Origin of the sequence: Paraburkholderia panacisoli (genome assembly GCF_008369935.1) — a bacterium.
GTDB lineage: Bacteria > Pseudomonadota > Gammaproteobacteria > Burkholderiales > Burkholderiaceae > Paraburkholderia > Paraburkholderia panacisoli.
The window spans coordinates 37,375-63,460 of sequence record NZ_VTUZ01000014.1 but is presented as its reverse complement, the minus strand read 5'-3'; the positions used below and the strand labels follow the sequence as shown (position 1 = coordinate 63,460).

21 protein-coding genes are annotated in these 26,086 nt (G+C 62.6%); 8 read left to right on the top strand and 13 right to left on the bottom strand.

Annotation, left to right across the window (positions count from 1 at the left end):
* Positions 1-77: 77 nt before the first annotated feature.
* Complete coding sequence (gene ltrA / locus FVF58_RS21575) at positions 78-1,778, bottom strand: group II intron reverse transcriptase/maturase (protein ID WP_149671878.1); 1,701 nt, start codon at positions 1,776-1,778, stop codon at positions 78-80.
* A gap of 1,440 nt (positions 1,779-3,218) precedes the next feature.
* Here ltrA and FVF58_RS21570 point away from each other — a divergent pair.
* A complete protein-coding gene (locus FVF58_RS21570) occupies positions 3,219-3,563 on the top strand; it encodes a DUF3579 domain-containing protein (protein ID WP_149671877.1) in 345 nt (114 codons plus the stop codon).
* A gap of 191 nt (positions 3,564-3,754) precedes the next feature.
* Here the strand turns inward: FVF58_RS21570 and rpsT are convergent, their stop codons facing one another.
* On the bottom strand, positions 3,755-4,033 hold the full coding sequence (gene rpsT / locus FVF58_RS21565) for a 30S ribosomal protein S20 (protein ID WP_020069158.1): 279 nt from the start codon (positions 4,031-4,033) through the stop codon (positions 3,755-3,757).
* A 537-nt stretch (positions 4,034-4,570) separates the two neighbouring features.
* Between rpsT and murJ the strand changes: the two genes are divergently transcribed.
* Together murJ and FVF58_RS21555 are read left to right on the top strand one after the other, a co-directional pair.
* Positions 4,571-6,121: a murein biosynthesis integral membrane protein MurJ gene (gene murJ, locus FVF58_RS21560; RefSeq protein WP_149671876.1), complete on the top strand. Its 1,551-nt coding sequence runs from the start codon at positions 4,571-4,573 to the stop codon at positions 6,119-6,121.
* A 5-nt stretch (positions 6,122-6,126) separates the two neighbouring features.
* On the top strand, positions 6,127-6,969 hold the full coding sequence (locus FVF58_RS21555; RefSeq protein ID WP_149671875.1) for a SirB1 family protein: 843 nt from the start codon (positions 6,127-6,129) through the stop codon (positions 6,967-6,969).
* 109 nt (positions 6,970-7,078) lie between these two features.
* Here FVF58_RS21555 and FVF58_RS21550 read toward each other — a convergent pair whose 3' ends face one another.
* From FVF58_RS21550 to lpxK, 5 genes are all read right to left on the bottom strand, one after another.
* Positions 7,079-7,837, bottom strand: a complete 759-nt coding sequence (locus FVF58_RS21550; RefSeq protein WP_149671874.1) for a 3-hydroxyacyl-CoA dehydrogenase — start codon at positions 7,835-7,837, stop codon at positions 7,079-7,081.
* Between the two features lie 271 nt (positions 7,838-8,108).
* Positions 8,109-8,774, bottom strand: a complete 666-nt coding sequence (adk, locus tag FVF58_RS21545) for an adenylate kinase (protein WP_149671873.1) — start codon at positions 8,772-8,774, stop codon at positions 8,109-8,111.
* Positions 8,775-8,998: 224 nt separating this feature from the next.
* Complete coding sequence (kdsB, locus tag FVF58_RS21540) at positions 8,999-9,808, bottom strand: 3-deoxy-manno-octulosonate cytidylyltransferase (protein ID WP_149671872.1); 810 nt, start codon at positions 9,806-9,808, stop codon at positions 8,999-9,001.
* A gap of 138 nt (positions 9,809-9,946) precedes the next feature.
* Positions 9,947-10,150: a Trm112 family protein gene (locus FVF58_RS21535; RefSeq protein ID WP_007180583.1), complete on the bottom strand. Its 204-nt coding sequence runs from the start codon at positions 10,148-10,150 to the stop codon at positions 9,947-9,949.
* Positions 10,131-11,147 carry a tetraacyldisaccharide 4'-kinase gene (gene lpxK / locus FVF58_RS21530; protein ID WP_149671871.1) on the bottom strand — a complete coding sequence of 339 codons (1,017 nt, stop codon included), beginning with the start codon at positions 11,145-11,147 and terminating at the stop codon, positions 10,131-10,133. Before lpxK ends, FVF58_RS21535 begins: the two co-directional genes overlap by 20 nt.
* Before the next feature lie 635 nt (positions 11,148-11,782).
* Here lpxK and xseA point away from each other — a divergent pair.
* The 3 genes from xseA to FVF58_RS21515 all read left to right on the top strand — a co-directional run bounded on the left by xseA (position 11,783) and on the right by FVF58_RS21515 (position 15,473).
* A complete protein-coding gene (gene xseA, locus FVF58_RS21525; RefSeq protein WP_149671870.1) occupies positions 11,783-13,162 on the top strand; it encodes an exodeoxyribonuclease VII large subunit in 1,380 nt (459 codons plus the stop codon).
* A 219-nt stretch (positions 13,163-13,381) separates the two neighbouring features.
* Positions 13,382-13,960, top strand: a complete 579-nt coding sequence (gene sodB / locus FVF58_RS21520; protein ID WP_149671869.1) for a superoxide dismutase [Fe] — start codon at positions 13,382-13,384, stop codon at positions 13,958-13,960.
* Between the two features lie 943 nt (positions 13,961-14,903).
* Positions 14,904-15,473 (top strand): glycine zipper family protein, encoded by a 570-nt coding sequence (locus tag FVF58_RS21515; RefSeq protein WP_149671868.1) that lies wholly within the window; start codon positions 14,904-14,906, stop codon positions 15,471-15,473.
* Between the two features lie 471 nt (positions 15,474-15,944).
* On the opposite strand, the gene FVF58_RS21510 is transcribed toward FVF58_RS21515, so the two are convergent.
* Positions 15,945-17,396 carry an NYN domain-containing protein gene (locus tag FVF58_RS21510; RefSeq protein ID WP_149671867.1) on the bottom strand — a complete coding sequence of 484 codons (1,452 nt, stop codon included), beginning with the start codon at positions 17,394-17,396 and terminating at the stop codon, positions 15,945-15,947.
* 386 nt (positions 17,397-17,782) lie between these two features.
* A complete protein-coding gene (gene clpP / locus FVF58_RS21505) occupies positions 17,783-18,430 on the bottom strand; it encodes an ATP-dependent Clp endopeptidase proteolytic subunit ClpP (protein ID WP_149671866.1) in 648 nt (215 codons plus the stop codon).
* Between the two features lie 262 nt (positions 18,431-18,692).
* Here clpP and FVF58_RS21500 point away from each other — a divergent pair, with 262 nt between their 5' ends.
* Positions 18,693-19,694 carry a sigma-70 family RNA polymerase sigma factor gene (locus tag FVF58_RS21500; RefSeq protein WP_149671865.1) on the top strand — a complete coding sequence of 334 codons (1,002 nt, stop codon included), beginning with the start codon at positions 18,693-18,695 and terminating at the stop codon, positions 19,692-19,694.
* On the opposite strand, the gene FVF58_RS21495 is transcribed toward FVF58_RS21500, so the two are convergent.
* From FVF58_RS21495 to FVF58_RS21485, 3 genes are all read right to left on the bottom strand, one after another.
* Positions 19,650-20,924 (bottom strand): EAL domain-containing protein, encoded by a 1,275-nt coding sequence (locus tag FVF58_RS21495; protein WP_149672010.1) that lies wholly within the window; start codon positions 20,922-20,924, stop codon positions 19,650-19,652. The genes FVF58_RS21500 and FVF58_RS21495 overlap by 45 nt on opposite strands.
* A gap of 240 nt (positions 20,925-21,164) precedes the next feature.
* Positions 21,165-22,622 carry a multidrug transporter subunit MdtD gene (gene mdtD / locus FVF58_RS21490; protein ID WP_149671864.1) on the bottom strand — a complete coding sequence of 486 codons (1,458 nt, stop codon included), beginning with the start codon at positions 22,620-22,622 and terminating at the stop codon, positions 21,165-21,167.
* A gap of 78 nt (positions 22,623-22,700) precedes the next feature.
* Complete coding sequence (locus FVF58_RS21485) at positions 22,701-24,119, bottom strand: aminotransferase-like domain-containing protein (RefSeq protein WP_149671863.1); 1,419 nt, start codon at positions 24,117-24,119, stop codon at positions 22,701-22,703.
* 179 nt (positions 24,120-24,298) lie between these two features.
* Here FVF58_RS21485 and FVF58_RS21480 point away from each other — a divergent pair, with 179 nt between their 5' ends.
* Positions 24,299-24,604, top strand: coding sequence for a DUF2917 domain-containing protein (locus FVF58_RS21480; RefSeq protein ID WP_149671862.1), 306 nt, complete (start codon positions 24,299-24,301; stop codon positions 24,602-24,604).
* A 176-nt stretch (positions 24,605-24,780) separates the two neighbouring features.
* On the opposite strand, the gene FVF58_RS21475 is transcribed toward FVF58_RS21480, so the two are convergent.
* Positions 24,781-26,022 carry a citrate/2-methylcitrate synthase gene (locus FVF58_RS21475; protein WP_149671861.1) on the bottom strand — a complete coding sequence of 414 codons (1,242 nt, stop codon included), beginning with the start codon at positions 26,020-26,022 and terminating at the stop codon, positions 24,781-24,783.
* Positions 26,023-26,086 lie beyond the last annotated feature (64 nt).

Sequence of the window (26,086 nt, the reverse complement as noted above, 5' to 3'; positions counted from 1 at the left end):
TACGGAAGAGGAGCCCCCTAGGAACTGTACGTGCGGCTTTCACCGCATACAGCTCGAGCCTACAAACAGAGTCCTATCTACGATAAGACCGGCTTAGCTACTGCAATATTACCAACGTGTACCTGCTGGTGACAGTGTGGGTGAAGCAAAACCCGGTTAGACAAACCATCTGACCCGCCATGCATCCGATATTCCAGATGATGATCGTGCCAACCCGTTTCGTCCGTCAAGGGACAGCCGCAGTGCGCACAAAGCCCGCTCTGCGACATGTACAAGCTCGCCCATTGCTTGCGGTAACGCATTGATTCCCACAGGCGCTCCTGCCGCAACTGCTCGCCATATCGCTCCCACATGGGATCAAAGGGGTTGAAATCTCCCTTGATCTTCTTGTGGCGCCTGATAGTCGTACCGCTAATTTGGTACAACTCCAGCAACCCTTTGCTGCCATCGTCCCGTACCACGGGAGCGCCAAACACCCAATTCCGCTCACCCACAGTGTGAAAGTACTTCTTTCTCACCCAGTCGGCGTTCTTGTTTGGATGCCTCCGCTTCGACCATCGCCAGAGCCTCTGATAGACCAGATACTCCATGCGTGTGTACGCCTGCTTGGCAACCACGGGACTGTGATACTGCGCCCAGCCTCGTAGCATCGGGTTCAGCAGCCGGATCAGGTCCTCCTGCTTCACCGTCTTGTTACCGCTGATCGTTTCCACCACCTTGCGATAGAACGCTTGCGCGTTTTTCTTGCTTGGCTTGATGAGCAGCGTTCCCGAATACTTCCGGAAATTCCACCCAAGGAAGTCGAAGCCGTGGTCAATGTGCGTGACCCGCGTTTTCTCCTCGGACAATTGCAGACCTCGAACTGCGAGGAATGCTTCCACCCAAGGGCGGACTTCGCTTTTCAGCACCTCTTGCGAGTCGCCGGTAATCACGAAGTCATCCGCGTACCGCACCACATTCACTTTCAGCTTCTTGGCCTTCGCGACCCCAAATTTCGCACCGAGGTGCGCAATCAGTTCCCGTTCCAGCCCGTTCAGCGTCACATTAGCCAACGTCGGGGAGATGATCCCTCCCTGCGGCGTACCGGCCTCAGTCGCCTGTAGCTGCCCCTTGTAAATCAGGCCAGCCTTCAACCACTTGCGGAGAATTTCCCTGTCCATCGGGACATTGTTTTCCAGCCACTCATGGTTGATGTGGTCAAAGCAGCCCTTGATATCCGCCTCCAGTACCCATTGCGACGAAACGCTGCGGCACGTGAGGAGAAAAATCTGGGACATGGCGTCAGCCGTCGACCGGTTTAGCCTGAATCCATACGAATTCGGGTCGCTCGTCGATTCCGACACTGGCTCCAATGCCAGCAGATACAGAGCCTGCATCGCCCTGTCCCGCATGGTCGGAATGCCCAGCGGGCGTTCCTTCCCATTGGCCTTGGGGATAAAGACTCTCCGTAATGGCAGAGGCCTGTATCCGCGCCGCTTCAACCTGCCGATGGCTTCCCACCGGCTTTCAGGCGAATCCCATAGCTCGCGATCGACTCCAGCCGTTCGCGCACCCTGGTTCTGCGTAACACGTCGTACCGCATACAACTTCGCGGACAACGTGCGGGTCAGCATCCGTTGCAGGGCTTTCACCCTGCGCCAGTTACCTTCCCGCGTCGCCTTCGCAATTCGAATCTGCATCCCTCTCACGTTCCGCTCAACCCGACGCCAATCTACGGCGTACCAGCTGTCCGGCGCGTGGGAAAGCGCAGATCCAGTCTTTCGACCAGATACTTTCATGCTGCTCTCCTACCTTGGATTAGATCCCCGGCAGAAGGCGCATCTCCCCCAGCGGGGAAGACACACCCCGCTGGGGAACAACAGACACCTCAATATGAGCGCATGCACCCATATCTCGGACAAACACCTCAATACGGGCGCACGCGCCCGCATCGAACCAAGTTACAGAGGGTAGTCAGCCGTCTTGCGACGGTAGACCAGACGGAAGTCTGCCCGCTTATCGCGTGAGGTAATGTCTCAACCCCTATCCGGACCGTTACAGCCCGGCATTCGCTTTCTCCGTCCTCCCATACCTGCACAATCAACAGCGTCCCTTACGGTTCGCGTGCCAGCCAACTGCGCTGGCAACCATACAGGCTTACCACGTTCCCGGCATGTCACACGACTGACTTAGGTTCTGCCTATTCCCCGGTGGTCGTCACGACGACGTAACCCGATGAGTCAACGGGTTATCCGACCACATACCTTTTGGTCAGTGCCTGATAGCAGCTTAGGCACAACGCTGCTTACGAGGTTTATCAGCAGTTCACATCTGTTAACCTTATCAGTCAGCCTAGCTCCTCAACCCCATCGCTGCTAGGAGTCTCCAAGTCGATCCCTCACGGAAAAGACCTGCCCGAAACATCCGGGGGCTACATTGTCAGAAGAGCTTCACACCCCACCGTTGCCAGTGACGCATGTCTTCCTAGGCTACTGCTGGTCGTACAGCAGGTTCACTTCCTCACCCGGACTCAGACGAGGCAAAACAATGACACACCGAGCTTTCGCTCGTATCGGCTTGCGAATCCGTTGCCGTTGAAAGCACAGGAATTGCACACGACATCCCGCCTTGTCGGCGGGGATGAAGCCGCTGACTGGGCGGGACCTGACGGTAATCAGGTCAATACAATGCGATCCTCCGGCTGGAAATGCCCGGGTCACGCTTCACAAATATGGGGCGTAGTCCCGAAGGACCACACACTCAGCTACTAGAAATTGCCCCTAGGGGCCTAAAGCACATCTACTGCGGTCGATGCCCGTAACGTGGGCTAACGGACACGAGCATGCGTGTCGCACAACTCAATGCAGCATAAAGGATTTCGCCGCGTTTGACGAGTCGGCCAAAAGGCCGGGCAAGCCGTCTGAAAGGCTCGCGAGCGGCTCGGGAGAAGCTTGTGTGCGCTGCGGAAAAAGGTCCGCTGCGCTATAATCTACGGGTTATCCCAAAGCCCAGCAGCGCGGTATTTCGCTTGCGGGACACGGCGCGCGCGGTGCGCCAGGCCTGCTCGCGGTGCGCCGACATGACCAGCACCGGGGCGGCCCAGCCGTTCTCGGCGGCTTCTGATGGCGCAGCTCGCCGTCGCGGCGTGTATGGCGACTAGCGGCAACTTCGCTCATATATGGCCGGTCTGCCGTCGGTTTTGCCGTCATCCTGCTGGGCAGTCACACAGGTATTCCTACATGGCCGAAGCAGCTCCAACCGAATATTTCATTCAGGGCATCACGTCGAAGGGAAAAAAGTTTCGGCCGAGCGACTGGTCGGAGCGGCTCGCAGGCGTGATGGCATGTTTTGGTCCCGGTGCGAGAAAGGGGCCAAACGCCTATATGCAGTACTCGCTGTATGTCCGGCCGACCATGATCGGCGACCTCAAGTGCGTGATTCTCGATTCGCGTTTGCGCGACATCGAACCGATGGCATTCGATTTCGTGCTCAACTTTGCGAAAGACAATGACCTCGTGGTGACGGAAGCGTGCGAGTTGCAACTCGAGCACGCCGAGCCGCTGGCCAAAAGGCACGTGATCTAGCTCAGGCCGGCCGGATCTGCAAAAGCAAAAACCCGCAAGCAGCGGGTTTTTTTATGCCTGAAGCGAAGGCCTCGGCAGCGATTCACGCGGTCCGGTGTGTCCGATCGAGTGCAAAGCAAAAAAGCCCGCCGAGGCGGGCCTTTCTGTGCAGCGGAAACAGGAGGTAGCCCACCGAAGCGGGCTGACCGGAATTACTGCGCTGCGGACGCCTGCAGACCCTTGATGGCTGCGGCGAGACGGCTCTTATGGCGAGCAGCCTTGTTCTTGTGAACGATCTTCTTGTCGGCGATGATGTCGATGGTCTTCGACGACGCCTGAAAGATTTCAGCGGCCTTGGCCTTGTCGCCGGCGTCGATCGCCTTGCGGACAGCCTTGATAGCCGTGCGGAACTTCGAGCGCAGTGCCGAGTTGTGCGAGTTTGCCTTGGCGGCCTGGCGGGCGCGCTTGCGTGCTTGTGCGGAGTTAGCCATGACGGTTCCTTATCCTGTTCCTGTTTCCAGTACCTGACCTTCAAGTGGTGAGGTGCTGCTTTTAATCCGAACTCTTGGAAGCGATTGCCCAAGAGCGCAAAGAGTGTCGAAAAATTCGATCGAACTACGCGAAGGCGTGCCCGTGTTTTCAGCTATTCGAGGACGTGGCGAGCCGGCGTTGCGCCAACCTTGGCTTGGTCCTCGAGCGCGTCCGAAAACTGAGCGAGCTTCGAAACCGGCGATTATAGCAACAAAATCAGTCACGTGGCAACGGGAATGCGTGGCCGGACTGTGCCGGCCCGTGCGGCAAAGCCGGGAGCCGGTCAACGGGGGCTCGAAGTACAACCTCGCGCGAGTGTGCCGCCGTCATGCCGGAACACGTGTTTCCGGCGCCGTTTCATGACCGGCGCCGCGAGCTGGCAAGCCGCAAAAAGTGCGTCGATTTGCCCGCCGGATCGAACGTCTGCTCAGCAAATCGGTCCGATTCGCGTTCCGGCTCGTCGTCCGCACCTGCGGCACCCGTATAATAAGCGCCCCATGAATCTAATCCGAGCCCTGCTGACGGTCAGCGGCTTCACGCTGCTGTCGCGCGTGACCGGACTGGCCCGCGAAACGCTGATCGCTCGCGCGTTCGGCGCCAGTCAATACACTGACGCGTTCTACGTCGCCTTCCGTATTCCGAACCTGCTGCGCCGTATCTCCGCCGAAGGCGCGTTCTCGCAGGCCTTCGTGCCGATCCTCGCCGAGTTCAAGAACCAGCAAGGCCACGACGCCACCAAGGCGCTGGTCGACGCGACCTCGACCGTGCTCGCGTGGGCGCTGGCGGTCCTCTCGCTGATCGGCGTGGTGGGTGCGTCGGGCGTGGTGTTCGTGGTCGCGTCGGGTCTCGCGCATGAAGGCCACGCGTACGCGCTCGCGGTCACGATGACGCGCATCATGTTCCCGTACATCATTTTCATCTCGCTGACGTCGCTGGCGTCGAGCGTGTTGAATACGTACAAGAACTTCTCGCTGCCGGCGTTCGCGCCGGTGCTGCTGAACGTGGCGTTCATCGTCGCCGCGGTGTTCTTCGCGCCGCGTATGCAAACGCCGGTCTATGCGCTCGCGTGGGCGGTGATCGCCGGCGGCCTGCTGCAGTTCATCGTCCAGCTGCCGGGTTTGAAGAAGATCGACATGGTGCCGCGGATCGGTCTGAACCCGGTGCGCGCGCTCGCGCATCGCGGCGTGAAGCGGGTGCTGTCGAAGATGGTGCCGGCGATGTTCGCCGTGTCGGTCGCGCAAATCAGCCTGATCATCAACACGAATATTGCGTCGCGTATTGGCCCGGGCGCGGTGTCGTGGATCAACTATGCCGACCGGCTGATGGAGTTCCCGACCGCGCTGCTCGGCGTCGCGCTGGGCACGATCCTGCTGCCGAGTCTCTCGAAGGCGCACGTTGACGCCGATGCGCACGAGTATTCGTCGCTGCTCGACTGGGGCTTGCGCGTCACATTCCTGCTGGCCGCGCCGAGCGCGATCGCGCTGTTCTTCTTCGCGCAGCCGCTGACCGCGGTGCTGTTCAACTACGGCAAATTCGACGGCAACTCCGTCGTGATGGTCAGCCGCGCGCTGGCGGCGTACGGCGTCGGTCTGGTCGGCCTGATTCTGATCAAGATCCTCGCACCCGGCTTCTACGCGAAGCAGGACATCAAGACGCCGGTGAAGATCGGCATCGGCGTGCTGATCGTCACACAGTTGAGCAACTACGTGTTCGTGCCGGTTTTCGCGCATGCGGGCCTGACGCTGAGCGTCGGGCTCGGCGCCTGCGTCAACGCGTTGCTGCTGTTTCTCGGCCTGCGCAAGCGCGGTATCTACATGCCGTCGAGCGGCTGGCTCAAATTCTTCGTGCAATTGTTCGGCGCCTGCCTCGTGCTGGCGGGCGTGATGCGTTGGCTTGCGATCAGCTTCGACTGGATCGCCATGCACGAACGGCCGGTCGAACGGATGGTGTTGCTGGGCGCGTGCCTGGTGCTGTTCGCCGCGCTATATTTCGGTATGCTGTGGCTGATGGGCTTCAAGTACGCGTATTTCAAAAGGCGAGTGAAGTGATCACGATGACGCGAGTTCTCGACTATTTCAGTACGCTCGTGGCCGAAGACGATAGCCTGCCGTTGACCGAGACGGCGCTCTCTCTCGCGCAGGACGCTTATCCCGATCTCGACATGCAAGCCGCGCTGGCCGAGATCGACGAGCTGGTGGTGCGTTTGCAGCGCCGCATGCCGGACGACGCCGACAGCAGGCAGAAGGTCGGTATGCTGAACCGGTTTTTCTTCCGCGAGCTGGGTTTCGCCAGCAACCTCAACGATTATTACGACCCCGACAACAGTCATCTGAACGCGGTGCTCAAACGCCGCCGCGGCATACCGATTTCGCTCGCGGTGCTGTATCTGGAGATGGCCGAGCAGATCGGCGTTCCGGTGCGCGGCGTGTCGTTTCCCGGGCACTTCCTGTTGCGCGTGACGACGCCCGACGGCGAAGTCATGCTCGATCCGACTACCGGCCAGTCGCTGACCGAGACGCAGATGGTGGAGATGTTGGAGCCGTATGTGGCGTCGGCGGGCGAGTCGGTGAGCCAGGCGCTGCGCATGCTGCTGCAACCGGCCACGCGGCGCGAGATCATCGCGCGGATGCTGCGCAATCTGAAGTCGATTTATCTGCAGACGGAGCGTTGGCAGCGTTTGCTGGCGGTGCAGCAGCGGCTCGTGATCCTGCTGCCGGAGAATATCGAAGAGGTGCGCGATCGCGGCTTTGCATACGCGCGGCTCGATTACCTGCGTCCGGCGCTCGAAGACCTCGAAAGTTATCTCGGCGACCGACCGGATGCCGAGGACGCGACGGTGGTGGAGTCGCAACTGCACGAGTTGCGCCAACGCACGCAGCACGACGATCACGACTAGCTGAATGGCGCTGCAAACCCCGCAAAACGGAAACGCCTGCACGTGATCCATGTGCAGGCGTTTTTTTTTGTGCGCGCCGCAATCAGGCAACGCGCGGAGGCGGGCGTCGTTACTTCGGCTGCATGCGGATCGCGCCGTCCAGACGGATCACTTCGCCGTTGAGCATCGGATTGTCGAGAATCTGTTTGGCCAGCATCGCATATTCAGCCGGTTTGCCGAGCCGCGACGGGAACGGCACCATTGCGCCCAACGCGTCCTGCACTTCCTGCGGCATGCCGAGCAGCATCGGCGTTTCGAAGATGCCCGGCGCGATCGTCATCACGCGGATCGCGTTGCGTGACAGGTCGCGCGCGATCGGCAGCGTCATGCCGACCACGCCGCCCTTCGATGCCGCATAGGCCGCCTGACCAATCTGGCCGTCATAGGCGGCGACCGATGCCGTGTTGATGATCACGCCGCGCTCGCCGAGCGCATTCGGCTCGTTCTTCGACATTGCCGTGGCGGCGAGCCGGATCATGTTGAACGTGCCGATCAGATTGATCGAGATGGTGCGCGCGAACGAGTCGAGCGGATGCGGGCCGTCCTTGCCGACGGTTTTCGCGGCCGGCGCTACGCCCGCGCAATTGACGAGGCCGCGCAGCGTGCCGAGCTTCGTCGCGGCTTCGACGGCTTGCGTGGCGTCCTCTTCACGGCTCACGTCGCATTTGACGAACACGCCGCCGAGTTCCTTCGCGAGCGCCTCGCCGGCAGCCTGATTCAGATCGGCGAGCACGACCTTGCCGCCGTTTTCGACGAGAAGGCGCGCGGTGGCGGCGCCCAGTCCTGATGCACCGCCGGTGATCAGGAACGCATTGTCACGAATCTCCATGTCTTCTCCTTTGCTACGGTTGTTCAGTTATGTCTCGATCGAATATCTTTTCGATGGTCGATTGTAGCGGCTATGTTGCAACGCGGAAAGCGACGCGGGTTGACGGCGTGATCCGCGTGTCGTGTGGTTGAGGGTAATCAAACCGATACGGATATCTAACTAATTAATACCGGGGCATGAAGCAGGCTGCTGATATAGCGCAACGCGCATGCAACAAAAAACCCGCCGGCATGGGCGGGTTTTCGTACGACAGAAGCAGTCGGCAGCGAGCTTACTTCAACGCGTCGAACGCGCGAGCCCGAATTTCATCGACGCTGCCGAGGCCCGAAATGCGGCGGTACTGCGGCGCCTTCAGCGTGGTCGACGAATCGCCCTTCGTGGCCCAGTTGTTGTAGTACTCGATCAGCGGCTTGGTTTGCGCTTCATACACTTCCAGACGCTTGCGGACGGTTTCTTCCTTGTCGTCATCGCGCTGGATCAGCGGCTCGCCGGTTACGTCGTCCACGCCTTCGACCTTCGGCGGATTGAACTTGACGTGATACGTGCGGCCCGAAGCGGCGTGCGAGCGGCGGCCGCTCATACGCACGATGATCTCGTCGAACGGCACGTCGATTTCGAGCACGTAGTCGATCGCGACGCCAGCCTGCTTCATCGCCTCCGCTTGCGGAATGGTGCGGGGGAAGCCGTCGAACAGATAGCCGTTCGCGCAGTCCGGCTGCTGCAGACGTTCCTTCACCAGGTTGATGATCAGCTCGTCCGTGACCAGCTCGCCCGCGTCCATGAAGCGCTTGGCTTCGAGACCGAGCGGCGTGCCGGCCTTGACGGCCGCGCGCAGCATGTCACCCGTGGAAATTTGCGGAATGCCGAACTTTTCCTTGATGAAGTTTGCCTGAGTGCCCTTACCCGCGCCCGGCGCACCCAAAAGGATCAAACGCATGTGATATCTCCAGATCTATGTGAATTCTTTGCTGTTGCGGCAAGCTCCCACGATTCGCCGAAGGACCCGCATCGGTTGCCGTTGCGGTGGCTCGCGCTGCACGTCGGCATCAATGTGATGACGACGGCGCTGCAAGACGGCAACGGTGCGACCGGGCAAACCCCAGGTTTCGTTTGTTACGGGAGACGCGCAGAACCGTTTGATTATGCCATGGGATTTTGTGCTCAAGACCCGAATAACGCCTGTACGCGCGCGAGATCGGCGGGCGTGTCGACGCCGGGCAGCGGCACGTCGTGCGTGACGAGTACCGCGATGCGCTCGCCATGCCACATCGCGCGCAGCTGTTCGAGCGCTTCGACCTGTTCAATCGGCGAGATCGCGAGACTGGGGTAGGTGCGCAGGAATTGCGCGCGATACGCGTACAGCCCGATATGCCGGTGGACCACGGCAGGCGCGGGCGGCGCGGGCATCGACGCGACATCGGGCCAGTGCGGCAGATAGGCGTCGCGAGCCCACGGAATCGGCGCGCGCGAGAAATACAACGCCACGCCGCGCGCGTCGAGCACGACCTTGACGACGTTCGGATTGAAAATCTCGGCCGGATCGGTGATCGGGTGCGCGGCCGTCGCGATCGCGCAGCCGCTGCTCGCTGCGAGGTGCGACGCAACGCCGCACACCAGCGCGGGATCGATCAGGGGCTCATCGCCTTGCACGTTGACGACGATGGTGTCGTCGCTCCAACCGAACTGGGTCGCCACCTCCGCCAGACGGTCCGTGCCGGACGGATGATCGGCGCGCGTCAACACGGCTTCGAAGCCGTGCTCGCGCGCAACATCCAATACCGCTTGCGCGTCCGATGCGACCAGCACCTGCTGCGCGCCCGATTCGCGTGCGCGCTCGGCGACCCGCACCACCATCGGTTTGCCGCCGATGTCGGCGAGCGGCTTGTTGGGCAGACGTGTCGAAGCGAGCCGGGCGGGCACGACGGCGACGAACGGAGTCGCGGGAGCAGGGGTGAGATTGGCGTGGGTCATCGAAAAAGCGGGCGGCGGTACAACCGGAGGGAGCACTCAGCGTGCAGCGAGCGCGGCGCAAACGGAACAGCGGCGAGTGATGCGAACCAGCGGCGCGGGCCGTGGCGGATGACGCCTGCCCGCGCGGTCAAAGCCGACTCAAGCGACCGAGCCCGGATTCAGATCGACCGGCGTGCCTTCCACGGTCTGCCGCGCTTCGTCGACCAGCATCACGGGGATGCCGTCGCGGATCGGATAGGCGAGCTTGTCCGCATTGCAGATCAGCTCCTGCGCGGCACGGTCGTAGCTGAGCGGGCCCTTGCAGATCGGGCAGACGAGAATTTCAAGCAGGCGAGCGTCCACGGACTTTCTCCACAACTAATGCAATGAGGCGATGATCGAGCGCGGCTTCGACCGGGACAACCCAGATGCGCGCGTCGTGCCAGGACCCTAATTTTACCGCATCCTTTTCCGTGATCAGGATCGCATCGGCGTCCACGTCGGCGAAAGGATTGCGCTCGAACGCGTAGTGATCGGGCAGCGCGCGGGTGGCGGGTTTGAGGCCGGCGGCGCGCAGCGTCGCGAAAAAGCGCTCCGGCGCGCCGATGCCGGCCGCGGCCAGCACGCGCTCGCCGCTGAATTGCGCGAGCGGACGGCGCAGAGCGGGGTTGTCGAGATGCCACGCGTCGGCGGGGGCGAGTTGTAGCGCGAACGTGTTCGGCCACGCGGGCAGGGTGCGCGCGTAGGGATCGTTGATCAGCGTCGCATCGCGGCGGCGCGACAGCGGCTCGCGCAACGGACCGGCTGGCAGCAGGAAGCCGTTGCCCCCGAGCCGGTGATCGAACACGACCAGTTCGGCGTCGCGCGCCAGGCGGTAATGCTGCAAGCCGTCGTCGCTGACGATCACGTCGACTTCGCGATGCGCGGCGCACAAAGCTTGCGCAGCGGCCACGCGGTCCGGACAAACCCACACCGGCGCGCCGGTGCGGCGTGCGATCAGCAAGGGTTCGTCGCCGCCGACCCGCGCCGCCGACGCGGGCGTAACCGGCGTCGGTGTCCTCACGCGCGCGCCGTAACCGCGCGACACCACACCGGGCGTGAAGCCGGCGGCGCGCAGCGCTTCGACCAGCGCGATCACGGTTGGCGTCTTGCCGGTCCCGCCGACGGTTACGTTGCCGACCACCACCACCGGCACGCCGACTCGCACGGACTTCAACCAGCCTAGCGAGAACGCGGCGCGGCGCGCGGCGGCAATTGCACCGAACACGCAGGCCAAAGGCGTGAGCGCCCACGCGAACGGGCCGCGTTGTTGCCACTCGCGCGCGAGGCGGGCTTCGAGACGGTCGTTGAGTGCGCTCATGGGCAAGTCGCCCGGATGAGCGGCACGCCGTTCGCCAGCAAGGGGCGGCGCGGCGGCGTGGAGGCGCCATGCGCAATACGCGGGGTCAGCATCAACGCGATCCTCCGGACAATCGAAAGTGAAGCGAAAAATCGGGCAGCGCGGCGTTTGGCGCGCTCGTGACGCTCGTGAAAATGCGGCGCGCGGGGTGCGTACGAAGTTGCCATGCAGTTGCCGTGCCATTGCCGCGCCGTCGCGGCAACAGCGCGCCCGGCGGCCGCGCGACATGCCGTCGAACCCGCCACTCTAGCGCGCGGGCGTGCCGCCCGGCAAGTCGTGCGGCGCGCGCATACCGACGAGCCGTGGCTTGCAACGCTCCTCATGCCCTGTGGATAACTTTGTGGAGAACCTTCTGTCCAATGGGCTGGGAGGGCCGTGGCGAGCCTTCCGTATCGGCAATCGTTACCATTGGCGAGATATAAACACCATATAAATCAAGGACATGATTGGTGTTTATGGGGTTTGGCGGGCGATTTGGCGGAATTCGTCTGGCGGGTCCCGCCATGTGGACACTTTTAATAATCCAGCGACTACGCTGGACGCCGCTGGCCACTCGGTCTATCGTCTGTCCGGCCAGTCACAGATACCTCCCTCGCATGAATCCCGAAAGTCCCTTTTCCTCGTCGGCGGTGCCCGGCGGTGAAGTCGTCGTTCCCGTTTCCGCGCTCAATCGCGCGATCGGCACGATGCTCGAACGCTCGTTTCCGCTTGTCTGGGTGGCGGGTGAAGTGTCGAACTTCACGCGCGCGGCGAGCGGCCACTGGTATTTCTCGATCAAGGACGCGCAGGCGCAGATGCGTTGTGTGATGTTCCGCGGCCGTGCGCAGTACGCGGAGTTCACGCCGCGCGAAGGCGACCGCATCGAAGTGCGCGCGCTCGTCACGATGTACGAGCCGCGCGGCGAGTTGCAACTGAACGTGGAAGCGGTGCGCCGCACCGGTCAGGGGCGCTTGTACGAAGCGTTTCTCAGACTGAAAGCGCAGCTCGAAGCCGAGGGTCTTTTCGCCGCCGAGCGCAAGCGCGCGCTGCCGGTTCATCCGCGTGCGATTGGCATCGTGACGTCGTTGCAGGCCGCGGCGCTGCGTGACGTGCTGACCACGCTGTCGCGCCGCGCGCCGCACATTCCCGTGATCGTGTATCCGGCGCCGGTGCAGGGCGTCGGCGTCAGCAGCAAGCTTGCGGCGATGGTCGAGGCGGCCAGCGCGCGACGCGAAGTCGACGTGCTGATTGTGTGCCGCGGCGGCGGCTCGATTGAAGATCTGTGGGCCTTCAACGAAGAAGTGCTGGCCCGCGCGATTGCGGAAAGCGCGATCCCGGTGGTGAGCGGCGTCGGTCACGAAACCGATTTCACGATCGCCGATTTCGCCGCCGACGTGCGTGCGCCGACGCCGACCGGCGCCGCCGAGCTGGTGAGCCCGCAGCGCGTGCTACTGCTGCGCGATCTCGATCATCGGCACGCGACGCTCGCACGCGGCTTCGGCAGGATGATGGAGCGGCGCGCGCAGCAACTCGACTGGCTCGCGCGCCGGCTCGTGTCGCCGGCCGAGCGTCTGACGCGGCAACGCACGCATCTGCAGCAATTGAGCGTGCGGCTCGCGTCGGCGGGTGCGCGTCCGGTGCGTGACGCGCGAGCGCGCTTTTCGCTGTTGCAGATGCGCTGGCAGCGCTGGCGTCCGGATCTCGCCGCCCATCAAACGAGGCTCGGCAATCTCGCGCAACGTCTGGACGCAGCGCTGTTGCGCCAGCATGAACGTCAGGTCGCGCGCATCGATACGCTTGCCGCGCGGCTCGAGGTGCTGAGTCCGCAACGCACCCTGGAGCGGGGCTATGCGGCCATGATCGATGCACGCAGCGGCCGGGCGGTGCGCGCGCCGTCGTCGTTGAAACCGGGGCGGCGCCTCACGGTGCACCTCGCCGAAGGTTCGGCCGACATCGCACTGGCCGATGTGCAGGAGCGTCTCGCCGACGGTTTCTGACACTTCGCCGACGGCCGCGCGCGCCGTACTTTTGACTGCCTGATGAGCCCGACACACGTAACGCGAATGCACTAATTACGCTTTGTGCGCGGCCTGTTTGCCGATGCCGGGCATAAAGTCCGTTGGTTTGCGGGGTTATTCCAACTCGCCTACAATCGAGTGTTCTAAAGCGTTATCCGCAGACTCCCCCACAACAGATACAGACAGAAGGAAAGCACCATGGAACATACGCTCCCGCCGCTGCCGTTCGCGAAAAACGCACTCGCTCCGCACATGTCGGAAGAGACGCTCGAGTTTCATTACGGCAAGCATCACCAGACTTATGTGACCAACCTGAACAATCTGATCAAGGGTACGGAGTTCGAGAACCTGTCGCTGGAAGAGATCGTCAAGAAGTCGTCGGGCGGCGTGTTCAACAACTCGGCTCAAGTGTGGAACCACACGTTCTTCTGGAACAGCCTGTCGCCGCAAGGTGGCGGCGCACCGACCGGCGCGCTGGCTGACGCGATCAACGCCAAGTGGGGTTCGTTCGACAAGTTCAAGGAAGAATTCGCGAAGACCGCGGTCGGCACGTTCGGTTCGGGCTGGGCATGGCTGGTGAAGAAGGCCGACGGTTCGCTCGACCTGGTGTCGACGAGCAACGCCGCTACGCCGCTGACCACGGATGCAAAAGCCCTGCTGACGATCGACGTGTGGGAACACGCGTACTACATCGACTACCGCAATGCGCGTCCGAAGTTCGTTGAAGCGTACTGGAACATCGTCAACTGGGAATTCGCTGCGAAGAACTTCGCGTGAGATTGCTGGTTGCCGCGTTGATGGGGGTAGTTGGCATAGCCTAATGAGTTGGGCAATTTCGAACTACCCGCCGTCATGGCGTTCGGCAATGTCAGTGAAAAATGAAAGCCCTCGTACGCGAGGGCTTTTTCTTTTTGGGGCTTGGGTAATCAGCGGATTCGGGATGTTTGCCCCCGCTGCTTGACGCAATGACGAAAGCGTCTTCTTTTTAGAGATAGCAAGCCACTTTAGACGCAAAGTTGTCACAGTTGGTAACTGCGGCGCAATGACTGATCCTGTGTCACGTGGAGCTTTTTCCGCTTGCGCAGATCTTGCCTGTACGGATCAAGGTTGCGCCGATGTACTGCTATCGGAATTGGCCGGCATCTGTCGATGCCGATGGCCACGGCCGCCGCCCGTGGGCGCTGCTGAACTGGCGGGTGCCGGAGGTGGAGGATGGTTCATGTATTGGAAATTTTGCGCGATGGCAGTGCTTGGAAATGTCGTCGCCGGTTGCTGGATCGCGTCGTTCGGCAGGGTCGAATTCGACTGCGCGAAAACGGGCGAGACACAGACGGCGCAGCCTACGCTCACGGCGCATACGAGCCGGTTCATTGAGTCCTCCTTCCTTTCATCATGGACATGAGTCAAGCTCGATACTGGCATTCAGCCAATGCGCGTATAGTCGCGCAGCCGTGTATTGCTTGCACCACGCCGTCGGTGCGTGGCTTGCGCGATAATGTTCGATGCGAGTCTAGACGGGGTGCCGTGGAATTTGATTGCCGACGCACTTACAAGCGTTACCTGATATGACATCCCGCAATCGTCGTGCCGAATTCGGCAAGCTTGCGACCACCAGCCCAACGCGCCCGACAACGCGAAAAACTTTCTGTAACGATCCGGTAACCATAGGTAGCATCAATTGGCCTAACGTTTGAATTCCAATGTTCTGAAGCGCACCAGCATGATCTCCAGCACCAAATCGATATGTATTGCAATACCGGCTGCCCTTGTTGCGCTCGCGCTCGGCGGCTGCGCAGTCGCACCGCCAAGCGCCCCGAGCGTGGTCGCGCTGCCGCGCAGCGGCGAAACGCTCGACCAGTTCCAGCAGAACGACTATGCATGCCGTGACTACGCATACCGCTCCACTAACTCGTCCGGGGCTGCACAGGCGGCCACCACGAATAGCGTAAACAGCGCGGCGTTGGGCACGCTTGGCGGCGCGGCGATAGGCGCGTTGCTCGGCGCAGCGGGCGGCAATGCCGGCGCGGGTGCGGCGATTGGGGCGGGCAGCGGGCTGCTGATCGGCGGCGCGAATGGCGCGAACGGTGCCCAGTATTCCGCCGCCGGCTTGCAGGCGCACTACGACGCCGCCTACGCTCAGTGCATGACCTCGAAGGGCGACACGATCGCGCAACCGCGTGGTTACTACGCCGCGCCGCAACCGGTTTACGTTGCGCCGCAGCCCTATTACGCGCCGCCGCCGGGATATGCGGCACCGCCGCCGGTTATGTATGCGCCTTATCCGTATTGATCGTTGATGTATTGATGACCCTGATCGTGAGGGTCGGTCGGTTTGGAGATTTCGTGTCTTCAGCTTAAGGATGCGGAAGTGATCGCAGTACGCTCGCACGGCAAGGTCTATTTGAGCGGGATGAATGGCGCGGTGGTATTTGGGCTGCGGCGAGCGCATCGTGAAGGCCGGCGCACGTTCCTTTCTGTAAAGCTGGAGTGAGCGGTAGGCGTGCGAATCAGTTAGCGTCGCCGTGAGAGGCGCGTTCCGGATTGTTCGTGCTTGGCAATAGGTTTCGAGCTCCGTGGCTCTGATGAGGTGTATTCGATTCTTCAGCGGGATGGGTTACACAGTGAAGCGGCGACAAAAAAGCCCCTGCTCATGATGAGTAGGGGCTTTCTGTTTAACTCTCAGGTTTTCGGGGCACCTGCATCGCCATGGTCGGCGCTGTACACCACCACCATTCACGACGAAGCACGTCATGGGACCCGCTCACTCCGCGTCGTTTGTCGCCGCGGTCTTGCGCGGACGACGGCTGCGCGGCGCGGCTTTACGCGCTGGTTTTCTGGCCACCACGGGTGCTTCTTCCGCGCCGGTCGCCGACGCTGGTGTTTCAGCCGGCGCGGCGATCTCCGGTATGTCGTCGATCGTTCGAGGCGTGCTCTTCTTCGCTCTCTTGGCGGCCATTTTACGCGGTGCGCGCGTCTTTCGGCGCTCGGCCTGTTCGCCTTCCGCTTTCTTGATGTCTTCGTGGACGGCAGCGACCGGTTCCGCGACCGGATCATTCATCGATTCCGCGCGAGCATGCTCCTGTACTGACCAAGCGGCTTCGGACTGCTCGACAACCGGCTCGCCGGCAGACGACATCTGCGCACGCGCGTCGTCCTCCCAAGGTCGCACGTTGCCATCCTGCTCGACCGTGGTTCGCTCTTCCTGAACGGCCTCCTGCTGAGCGCGGCCCGCCTTGCGATTGCCACGGCCCCTGCGACGCGACTCGTGCTTGCCGCCCGGTTCGGCTACGACTGTTTCGACAACCTGTGCCTCATAAAATTGTTCAGCCGATTCGGACTCGGCAGGCTCATTCACATTTTCTCCAGCCACGTTCGCTGCCGTGCTGCGGTACACATACGCACCGGACTTTTCGTCGCGGCCGAACTCGAGTAGCCCGCGCGCATGCGCCTCTTCGAGCAGGTTGCCGAACGCGCGAAATCCGTAGTACGTCTCGTTGAAATCCGGCTTCCGGCGCTTGATCGCGTTCTTCAGCACGGATGCCCAGATCTTGCCGCTGTCGCCGCGTTCGGATGCAAGCGCGTCGAACGTTTGCACGGCGATCTCGACCGCCTTGGTGCGGCGTTTCTCCAGATCCTCCTTGTGCCGGGTCTTGTCTTCATCGGGCACGCGCTTGGCAGCCTGCTGGGCGGTCTGTTGCGGGCGTGCCGACTCCCGTTTGGCGACCGTGCGCTGACTCTCGCGCACGAGGTCGTCGTAAAAGAAGAACTCGTCGCAGTTCGCGATCAGCAAGTCCGACGTGGATTGCTGCACGCCCACGCCGATCACCTGCTTGGCGTTTTCGCGCAGCTTGGACACCAACGGTGAAAAATCCGAATCGCCGCTGATGATGACGAACGTATTGACGTGCGATTTCGTATAGCAGAGGTCGAGCGCGTCGACCACGAGCCGGATGTCGGCTGAATTCTTGCCCGATTGGCGCACGTGCGGAATTTCGATCAATTCGAAATTGGCCTCGTGCATCGCGCCTTTAAAACTTTTGTAGCGATCCCAGTCGCAATACGCTTTCTTCACGACGATGCTGCCCTTGAGCAGCAGGCGTTCGAGCACCAGCTTGATATCGAACTTGTCGTACTTCGCGTCGCGCACGCCGAGCGCGACATTTTCAAAGTCGCAGAATAGCGCCATGCTGACGGTTTCGTTGGATGACGCCATGTGAATCTCCATTGAAGCGATCGTCGGATTCGACGAATCGCGACCATGATAGCGATTCCAGCGAAGGTGATCACTTTTTGTGTTTCGCACGCACCGACGGGGAGGGCGAAAAGCCGCCGATGGCGTGAAGGATCAGGGTGGGCGCCAGGTCCCGTTTTGTTTGCGGGTACAGGGTGCTGTGCCTGAAGGCGTTGAGAGGAGCGGGCTTGACTGGGTCATTGAGTTCGCTTTCAGAAGATTGAAGAGTCGATTGACGAGTCGCGCTCGAGTGTCCGGCCGGGTTTTCGGACGAAACACCAGTGAGCGCTGCGAGTTGCGAGGGCGTGTTGCATCAGAAGTCCGAAGGCTTGATGTGTTCCACGCTGAAGAGCCTCCGGTCAGCGCCGCTACATGTCATGGCGACGAATCACGTCGCCGAGCGCCGCGCGCGTTTCCAGCACCTCGTCGATCAATCCATACCCCTTTGCCTCCTGTGCCGACATGAAGTTGTCGCGATCGGTGTCGCGCACGATTTCCTCAATGCTGCGCCCGGTGCGCTCGGCCATCATTGCATTCAGACGTGCCCGCAGATACAGCACCTCCTTCGCCTGAATCTCGACGTCCGCCGCGGTGCCTTGGCTGCCGCCGGACGGCTGGTGAATCATGATGCGCGCGTTGGGCAATGCATACCGTTTGCCGCGCTGACCCGCAGTGAGCAGAAACGTCCCCATGCTCGCGGCAAAGCCTGTGCACAACGTCGACACTTCCGGCTTGATGAACTGCATGGTGTCGTAAATCGCGAGGCCGTCGTACACCGAGCCGCCCGGCGAATTGATATAAAAGGAAATATCCTTGTCGGGGTTCTCGGATTCGAGAAACAGCAACTGCGCGACAATCAGGCTGGCCGACTGTTCGTTGACCGGGCCGATCAGAAACACGATGCGCTCGCGCAGCAGGCGGGAGTAGATGTCGTAAGCCCGTTCGCCGCGCCCTGATTGTTCGATCACAGTGGGCACGAGGCTGAGACCGGTGGCAGATGAATATTTGGAGTGCATAGATTTCTCGTCATTGACAGCGCGGCACCCAATACCCGGAAGCCGCGCCCGGTTCAAAAACCGCACGCCCCATGCGCCGGTTGTTGCTCCTTTGACGAAGCGGCGCACGGCCGCGTGACAGGAATATTTTTTCGTTTCGCTGTCACATCGTTGAGTGCTCAGGCGTCAAGCTGAAAAGGATGCAGACTACGGCGAGCGCCTAGACAATCCGCAGGCAGGCAAGGCGCGCTTTTTTCACCCCGCACGATCTGGAGGTCTACATATGACGGAAGAAGGAATCGACAAGGCATCCAGTTTCGAGGCCGTGCGCGCACGCCTGCTCGCGCTGGCGTACCGGATGCTTGGCAGCCGCGCCGAGGCGGAAGACGTGGTGCAGGACGTCTGGCTCAAATGGCATCTGGCCGACACGCAAGCTGTGCAAACGCCGGCTGCCTGGCTCACCACGCTCGCCACACGCACGGCGATCGACCGTTTGCGGCACGTGCAGCGCGAACGCGCGTCGCAGGCTAGCGGTTGGCTGCCGGAACCGTGGCTCGACGAGGCGGCGCCGTCGGCGGAAGAAGTGGCGGTGCGGGCGTCGGAAATGTCCTACGGCGTAATGCTGCTGCTTGAACGCCTGAAACCCGACGAGCGTGCGGCTTTCGTGCTGCACGAGGCCTTTGATTGCGACTACGCGGAGATCGCAAAAATTCTCGAACGCACCCCGGCTGCTTGCCGCCAGATCGTCCGTCGCGCCAGGACGCGTTTGCAGCGCGCCGGGGCGCCGTTGGAACGTCCAGATCCTGCCGTGCATGCGCACATCGTCGAACGCTTGCGCACCGCATTGGAGGAGCAGGATCGAACAGGCCTGTTGCAGCTCTTTAGCCACGCGCCTGAAGTCGTCAGCGACGCGCCAGTCAGTGCACCTATGTGCGCACGTCAGCCGGCAGCCGCTGGGTGGGTGGATACGGTGACGTCGCTTGCGCAACAGGCGAGCAGCGCGGAGGTGGTGTCGCTTGAGGGTGCGATGGGTATTGCACTGTTTTTGAACGGCGAGGTCGTCGGGGTGCTCGACGTGCGGACGAACGGTGTCACGGATGGCTCGGCGAAGATCGTCGCGTTGCACATTGTGACCAGCGCGGCGCGTTTGCATGCCGCGAACCGCGTGGTGGGCCGCGCGGCGGTCACCCAACTACTCACGCGGATTCAGCACAACCCGCCAACGCCCTCAGTCTCGCCCTCAATTGCGATGAGCCGCGACTTCCCAGTTGATGTCTACGCATAGCACCTGCGTACCGTGCGGCGTATGTGCGGCGATCGAGGCGGTCACACACAGGTGAGCTTCGTTGATCGACAGATAAGGCGGCGTGAGATGCACCTGACCGGGTGCACGCATCGCCTGAATAAAGTACGGCCGGCGTTCCCAGCTCGCGCCTTCCGAATGCAGCAGCGGCCGGAAGCGTTTCGCGCGTTGCGACGTGCGTCCCGGCGGCAGCACGTTGTCACCGATCTGTCGGCCCGAACCGTCGAGCACGAAGCTGCGCGCGGTTTCGCCGAGCGTGAGCAGCGGCGCGGTGGCTTGGGCGATGGACTCGCCGGCAATCAGTTGCGCGGCGGCCGTCTCCAGCGCCCGGACGTAGGGTGCGAGCCGTGCGGATTGTGCGCGTTCACGTGCGGTGACCCGCTCGCGCAGCGCGGCGGAGAGCGAGTCCATCAGGCCGGCAGCAGCTTTCGGTTTGACCGGCTCGACGTTCGGGCCCGCGAAGACCGCGCCCTGCACGAAGTCCACGTTGCATTCGAGCGCGATCAGCGCCTCCCGCTCGGTGCTCAGGCCGCCCATCAGCACCAGTTGTCCGGATTCGTGCAGCAAAGATACGATTCCCGGCAGCACGCGTTCAATGTGCGAGTGTTCGCTGGCCTGAGCCAGAATGCAGCGGTCGAGCGTGACGATATCCGGACGCAGATTCCACACGCGGTCAATGTTCGAATGCTTCGCGCCGAAGCCGTCGAGCGCGATCAGGAAGCCGGATTTGCGCAGCGCGTCGATGATCTCGGCAAAGCGCGTGGTTTCTCCGCCAGCCTGCTCGGACACTTCGAGCACCACGCGTTGAGGCGGCAGGCCGAGCGCCTTGAGGCCGGCAAGCAGCGCATCGCCATAGCTGGTGTCCATCAGCGCGGCTGGGTGCAGGCTCAGGAAGAGCCATTCGTCGTGGCTGTCGAACGCGTTGAAATTGCCGAGATGCAGCGATTCGGCCAATCGGCCGAGTTCCAGCAGATCGCCGCGCCGTGCCGCCTGCGTGAAAACCTCGTGCGACGGCACTTGCTGCGCATGTTCGTCGTGAGCGCGCAGCGACGCGTGGTAACCGATCGCGCGCCGGTGCGACACCGAGAAAACCGGTTGAAACACGCTGAAAACGGTGTAGCTGCCGTACAGAACGGTGCGCCTGGAGCCTTCGTCGCCGGCCATCGGGCGCGGCGGCTGAAAGCCGGGAGGATCGAGTTCGATCATGCTCATCATGTCGGTCATGTGGAAGTGTCATCGCGCCTGCATGCTCGGTGCGAATGCACACGCGCAAAACGAGAGTTTATAGGATAGGCGAGCAAGAACCATGCGCGTGCGGAAACACAGCAGGGCGGGCAGCAGCCACGCTCTGATACGACGATTGTGCGCCAGCTCGGGTGCGAACCAGATGATTCGCACTTTGCTGGTGCGGTCCGCGCCCCGTTCCGGTACCGCGGGCAGGCACGGCCCGCGTCAGGTTCGCTCCGACGGATCCGTCTTTTTTGCCGGCGTGCGGATGTCCGGCGAGAGTTGCGCGAAGATCCACGACGAGCATGCGGTGATGATGCCGACACACAGGAACGTCGCGTGAAACGCCGGCAGCGAGTTGATGGCGGTCACGCGTTGCAGCAGGCCGGTGAAGGTCGCAAGCAATGCGCCCGCCACGGTCACGCCGAGACTCATCGAGAGCATCTGGACCAGCGAAAACAGACTGTTGCCGCTGCTTGCGCCACCGGTGCCCAAGTCCTTGAGCGTCAGCGTGTTCATTGCGGTGAACTGCATCGAATTGACGCTGCCGAAGAACGCCAGTTGCACAAGCCGCAGCCACAGCGGCTGATTCACGCTGGTCAGCGCGAAGCTCGCCATGGTCAGCCCGACCATTACCGTATTGAAGATCAATACGCTTCGGTAGCTGTACTTCATGATCAGCTTCGTTACCAGACGTTTGGACGCCATGCCCGCGGCGGCCACCGGCAGCATCATCAGGCCGGCTTCGAAGGCGCTATAGCCGAGACTCACCTGCAACAGCAGAGGGATCAGATACGGCATCGCACCGCTGCCAATCCGCGCGAACAGATTGCCGAGCAGACCGACGCTGAAGGTGTGAATCTTGAAGAGATCGAGCGGGAAGATCGGTACGGGTTCGCGCACCGCATGCAACGCGTAGGCGACGAAGCAGGCAAGACTCAGAATCAGCAGCACCAGTACGGTGGCGTGTTGAATCCCGAACTCGGTGCGGCCGTCCAGCGCGAACGAAATCGCCACCATGCCGACGACCAGCAGCAGGTAGCCTTTCAAATCGAACTTGCCGGTGTGTTCGTTGCGGCTGTCCGGCATGAAGATGAACGTCGCGATGCAGCCCACGATACCCACCGGCACGTTGATCAGAAAGATCCAGTGCCACGACGCGATCTTCACCAGCCAGCCGCCGAGCGTCGGGCCGATCAGCGGGCCGATCAGCCCCGGAATCGCCACGAACGACAGTGCCGGCAAGTAGCGCTCCGCCGGAAAGGTGCGCAGCACCGCGAGCCGCCCCACCGGCAGCAGCATCGCGCCGCCCACGCCCTGCACGATGCGGAAGGTCACCAGCTGGTTCAGCGTATGCGAGTTCGCGCACAGCAACGAACCGACCGCGAATACGAGGATTGCGCTGAAGAACACGCGCCGCGTGCCGAGCTTGTCGGCCAGCCAGCCGGACACGGGGATCATCACCGCCATCGTCAGCGAATAGGCGATCACCACCGATTGCATGCGCAGCGGTAATTCGCCAAGGCTCGTCGCCATCGAGGGGAGCGCGGTGTTGACGATCGTCGAGTCGAGCGTCTGCATGAAGAAGCCGGTGGCGACGAGCCACAGCATCACGGTAAGCGAGCGGGCCGAAGGGGCAGAGGGGGCGTTGACAGCGGAGGCGGGCGGAGTCGGCGTGGACATGAAGGGCGGCTGGGCGCGCAGGGGCGGGCTGGGACTCGCTATTCTAGGGAAAAGCGCGTCGGCACGCAGCCGCCTCGCTCAGGCATCGGCCGGCAGTGCCGCCGCCGCATGAAAAAATGCCTGCGCTCGCGGCTCGTTGCCGAAGGCCACGTGAATCCTGATCCACGGGGTCGCTTCCATGTTCGGCCGGAAGTAGTTGCCGGGCACCACCGTCACGCCCAGCGGCGCGCCGCACGCCACCAGCCGTTCGGCGTCGGCAACATGCGGCACTCGCGCCCACACGAACTTGCCGCCAACGGGCTTTTCGAAAATCTCCCAGCCGGCATCTTCGAGCGTCTGAATCGTCGAGCCGAGCGCGTCGCGCATCCGGCGGCGCAGGCGCTCCAGATATTTGCGATACGCGCCGCGCTCCAGCAGCGACACCGCGACCGCTTCGGCGAAGCGCGAGCCACCGATGCTCGTCAGCATCTTGATGTCCACCAGGTCCTTGATGATCGCGTGGCTCGCCACCACGCAGCCGATCCGCAGCGACGACGACAGCGTCTTCGACAGACCGCCCACGTAGATCACGTGTTCGAGTTGGTCGAGGGTGGCGAGGCGGTCGGTGAGATCGGTCTGGAAGTCAGCGTAGATGTCGTCTTCGATGATCGAGAAGCCGTGCTCGCGCGCCAGTTGCAGCAGTCGGAAGGCCACTTGCGGCGCGACCGTGGTGCCGGTCGGATTGTGGAACACCGTGTTGATGAACAGCAGCTTGGGCCGGTGCAACTTGAGCTGCGCCTGCACCACGTCGAGGTCGGGGCCGTTGCGGGTGCGCGGAATGCCGATTAACCGCACGCCGTGCAACTTCAACAGGCCGTACAGGTTGTAGTAGCCGGGGTCCTCGACAAAGATTGTGTCGCCGGCCTTGAGCATGTAGCGCATCAGCAGATCCAACGCCTGGCTCGCGCCGTTGGTGATCAGGATCTGCGACGGGTCCGCCTGAATCCCCAACTGCGCGATCCGGCTTTGCAGATGCTCGCGCAAGGTCGGATTGCCCAGGGGCGTCGCGTACTCGACCATGCTCGCCGGGTCGGTGCGCGACACGTGGCGGATCGCTTGCGCGATGCTGTCCATGTCGCGCCAGCTTTCCGGAATGAAGCCGCTGCCGAGCTTGAGCGTTTCGCCGGGGTGGTTGAATTGCTGGAGCAGATGCCCCGATTCGTCCTCGGCGCGGCGCGGGTCCGACGTGCCCTGGCAATGCGTGCCCGCCGGCTGACGATCGGAGATGTAAAAGCCCGAGCCGTGGCGCGAATCGACATAGCCGAGCGACACCAGCCTGTCGTAGGCCTCGATTACGGGAAAGCGGCTCACGCCGAAGTCGGCGGCGAACTGGCGGATCGACGGCAGCTTCGAGCCGGGATGCGCGGCGCGCGAGCGGATCCACGCGGTGACGCCCGTGACGATCTGGTCGGTGAGCGGCACGCCGTTGTCGCGATCGAGCTGGATTTCGAGTTTCATGCGCTTGCTTCCTTTGCCTGATGACATGCGGCCGAGCCTGGTCAACCCCACAACTACGCCAACTGTCCGGCTTTTCGACTGAACAGTTCCGATAAAAGTGTTCGGAACTGTGCATGGGACTTCGATCATCGCACGTCAATAATCCGTACATCAGAGAAGCCTTTTGAAGGAGAGCGGCAATGCGTGAAGTCCGGATTTTCGAATTGGAACATGGCGAGCCTGTCGCGGCCTGGCGTGTCGCGCGTCCGTCCACCTTCAAGGTGATTTCGGGCGAGATCTGGCTGACGATCGAAGGCCACAGCGAAGATCATTGGCTCGCCACCGGCGAGTCGGTCGAGTTGCCGCGTCGCGCGGTGGCGTGGATCAGTGCGGGCCAGGCGGGGGCACGCTTTGCACTGGCGAGCGGGTCTGAGCGCGTGGCGCCGAAGCCGGTGTCTGGGTTGCCGGTATTGAGCCGCCTACCGCGCTGGTTGGGTGTGGCCTGACGAAGTTTCGATCCGCGGCCCGCAACTGAGCGATCAGCGGCGGGTGGGTAGGCGGCGGATAAGCGGCAGACGAGCGCCAAAAAGGGCAGCGGCCGACGCTCTCGCCGCTTTGAACCGCCGTCCGACGCGCGTTCAACGGGCGTTCAACCGCCGCCCCACGATCCCCGCCCAGCAACTCACCCCAACCCCACCGCCTCATACTCCCCAACATACCGCGCCCGCGGTCGAATCAACCGCCCATCGCTCGTCTGTTCCATCGCATGGGCGATCCAGCCGACCACCCGGCCCACCGCGAAGAGCGTGAACGCAGCGCCAGCCGGCAACCCGAGCACCCGTTCCATCGCGGCGAGCGCGAAATCGACAGTCGGTTCTGCGCCGGTCGTATCGCGCACCGTGCGCGCAAGCCGCAGCACTTCGCCAAGCGGCGAACGAACAGGCGCGCAGTCGGCAAGCATCTCCAGCAACAGCCGCGCACGCGGATCGCCGTCCGGATAAAGCGGATGACCGAAGCCCGATAGCACCGGCCCCTGCGCGCCATGTTCGTGGCGCACAAGGCGGTTTGCCAGATAGCGGTCGAGATCGGCCGCGCGCGACGCCTCGTCGAGCAGCGCGGCGATGCGCACCGTCTCGCCGCCGTGACGCGGGCCCGCCAAGGCGGCAAGTCCGCCAGCCACCGCGCCGAACAGGTGCGTCCCCGTCGACGTGATGCAGCGGACCGTGAACGTCGATGCGTTCAACTCGTGATCCGCGCAGGCCACCAGCGCCGCGCGCAGCAGCCCGGCTTGCTGCCGGTTGCGCACATGCCAGGCAGAAGCCAGTTGCCGATGCAGCGGTTCGTTCGACGGCGCCGCCGAGATCATCGCGGCGGCCAGGAGCCGCATGACCGCGCACGCGGTGTCGAGTTGCGCGTCGCGGCCGAGCGCCCACACGCGCGGCATTTGCGCCGCGGCGGCGGCCAGCAGCACGAGTGCGCGATCGAGCGGCGTGCTGTCGCTCCACAGCTTGAGCCACGCGGACCACTGAGCCGCGGCGAGCGGCACGGCCGGCGCGTCGGCAATGCGCCGCGCGCTGCACTTCCACAACAACGCGGCGATGTCCTCGAGCGACGCGGTGCGCGCCAGTTCCGTCGCGTCGTGTCCGCGATACAGCAGGCGGCCGTCCGCGACCAGCGTGATCGACGATTCGAGCACCGGCACGCCCCAGTCCAGCACCTTCTGCGCGACCTTGCCGGCGCGCTTGCCGTCCGCCTTGCGACGCGCGAGGCGGCGCACCTCGGCGGCGTCGTACAGGTGGTGCTTGCCTTGCGCATCCGGCGACGAACTCAGCATCCCCCGGCTCACGTACGCATACAGGGTGGGCAAGCTGATGCCGAGGGCGGTGGCGGCTTCGGTGGCGCTCAGAAAAGTCGGGCTTGGCATGGAAACGTGGAGAAACCGAAGAAATCAATATATGTTGATTATCATAATCAAGGTTGATTACGAT

Excerpts from the sequence above, each read along its gene's own strand:
- ltrA (WP_149671878.1), bottom strand. The coding sequence starts at position 1,778 with ATGAAAGTATCTGGTCGAAAGACTGGATCTGCGCTTTCCCACGCGCCG.
- FVF58_RS21570 (WP_149671877.1), top strand. The coding sequence starts at position 3,219 with ATGGCCGAAGCAGCTCCAACCGAATATTTCATTCAGGGCATCACGTCG.
- rpsT (WP_020069158.1), bottom strand. The coding sequence starts at position 4,033 with ATGGCTAACTCCGCACAAGCACGCAAGCGCGCCCGCCAGGCCGCCAAG.
- murJ (WP_149671876.1), top strand. The coding sequence starts at position 4,571 with ATGAATCTAATCCGAGCCCTGCTGACGGTCAGCGGCTTCACGCTGCTG.
- FVF58_RS21555 (WP_149671875.1), top strand. The coding sequence starts at position 6,127 with ATGACGCGAGTTCTCGACTATTTCAGTACGCTCGTGGCCGAAGACGAT.
- FVF58_RS21550 (WP_149671874.1), bottom strand. The coding sequence starts at position 7,837 with ATGGAGATTCGTGACAATGCGTTCCTGATCACCGGCGGTGCATCAGGA.
- adk (WP_149671873.1), bottom strand. The coding sequence starts at position 8,774 with ATGCGTTTGATCCTTTTGGGTGCGCCGGGCGCGGGTAAGGGCACTCAG.
- kdsB (WP_149671872.1), bottom strand. The coding sequence starts at position 9,808 with ATGACCCACGCCAATCTCACCCCTGCTCCCGCGACTCCGTTCGTCGCC.
- lpxK (WP_149671871.1), bottom strand. The coding sequence starts at position 11,147 with ATGAGCGCACTCAACGACCGTCTCGAAGCCCGCCTCGCGCGCGAGTGG.
- xseA (WP_149671870.1), top strand. The coding sequence starts at position 11,783 with ATGAATCCCGAAAGTCCCTTTTCCTCGTCGGCGGTGCCCGGCGGTGAA.
- sodB (WP_149671869.1), top strand. The coding sequence starts at position 13,382 with ATGGAACATACGCTCCCGCCGCTGCCGTTCGCGAAAAACGCACTCGCT.
- FVF58_RS21515 (WP_149671868.1), top strand. The coding sequence starts at position 14,904 with ATGATCTCCAGCACCAAATCGATATGTATTGCAATACCGGCTGCCCTT.
- FVF58_RS21510 (WP_149671867.1), bottom strand. The coding sequence starts at position 17,396 with ATGGCGTCATCCAACGAAACCGTCAGCATGGCGCTATTCTGCGACTTT.
- clpP (WP_149671866.1), bottom strand. The coding sequence starts at position 18,430 with ATGCACTCCAAATATTCATCTGCCACCGGTCTCAGCCTCGTGCCCACT.
- FVF58_RS21500 (WP_149671865.1), top strand. The coding sequence starts at position 18,693 with ATGACGGAAGAAGGAATCGACAAGGCATCCAGTTTCGAGGCCGTGCGC.
- FVF58_RS21495 (WP_149672010.1), bottom strand. The coding sequence starts at position 20,924 with ATGAGCATGATCGAACTCGATCCTCCCGGCTTTCAGCCGCCGCGCCCG.
- mdtD (WP_149671864.1), bottom strand. The coding sequence starts at position 22,622 with ATGTCCACGCCGACTCCGCCCGCCTCCGCTGTCAACGCCCCCTCTGCC.
- FVF58_RS21485 (WP_149671863.1), bottom strand. The coding sequence starts at position 24,119 with ATGAAACTCGAAATCCAGCTCGATCGCGACAACGGCGTGCCGCTCACC.
- FVF58_RS21480 (WP_149671862.1), top strand. The coding sequence starts at position 24,299 with ATGCGTGAAGTCCGGATTTTCGAATTGGAACATGGCGAGCCTGTCGCG.
- FVF58_RS21475 (WP_149671861.1), bottom strand. The coding sequence starts at position 26,022 with ATGCCAAGCCCGACTTTTCTGAGCGCCACCGAAGCCGCCACCGCCCTC.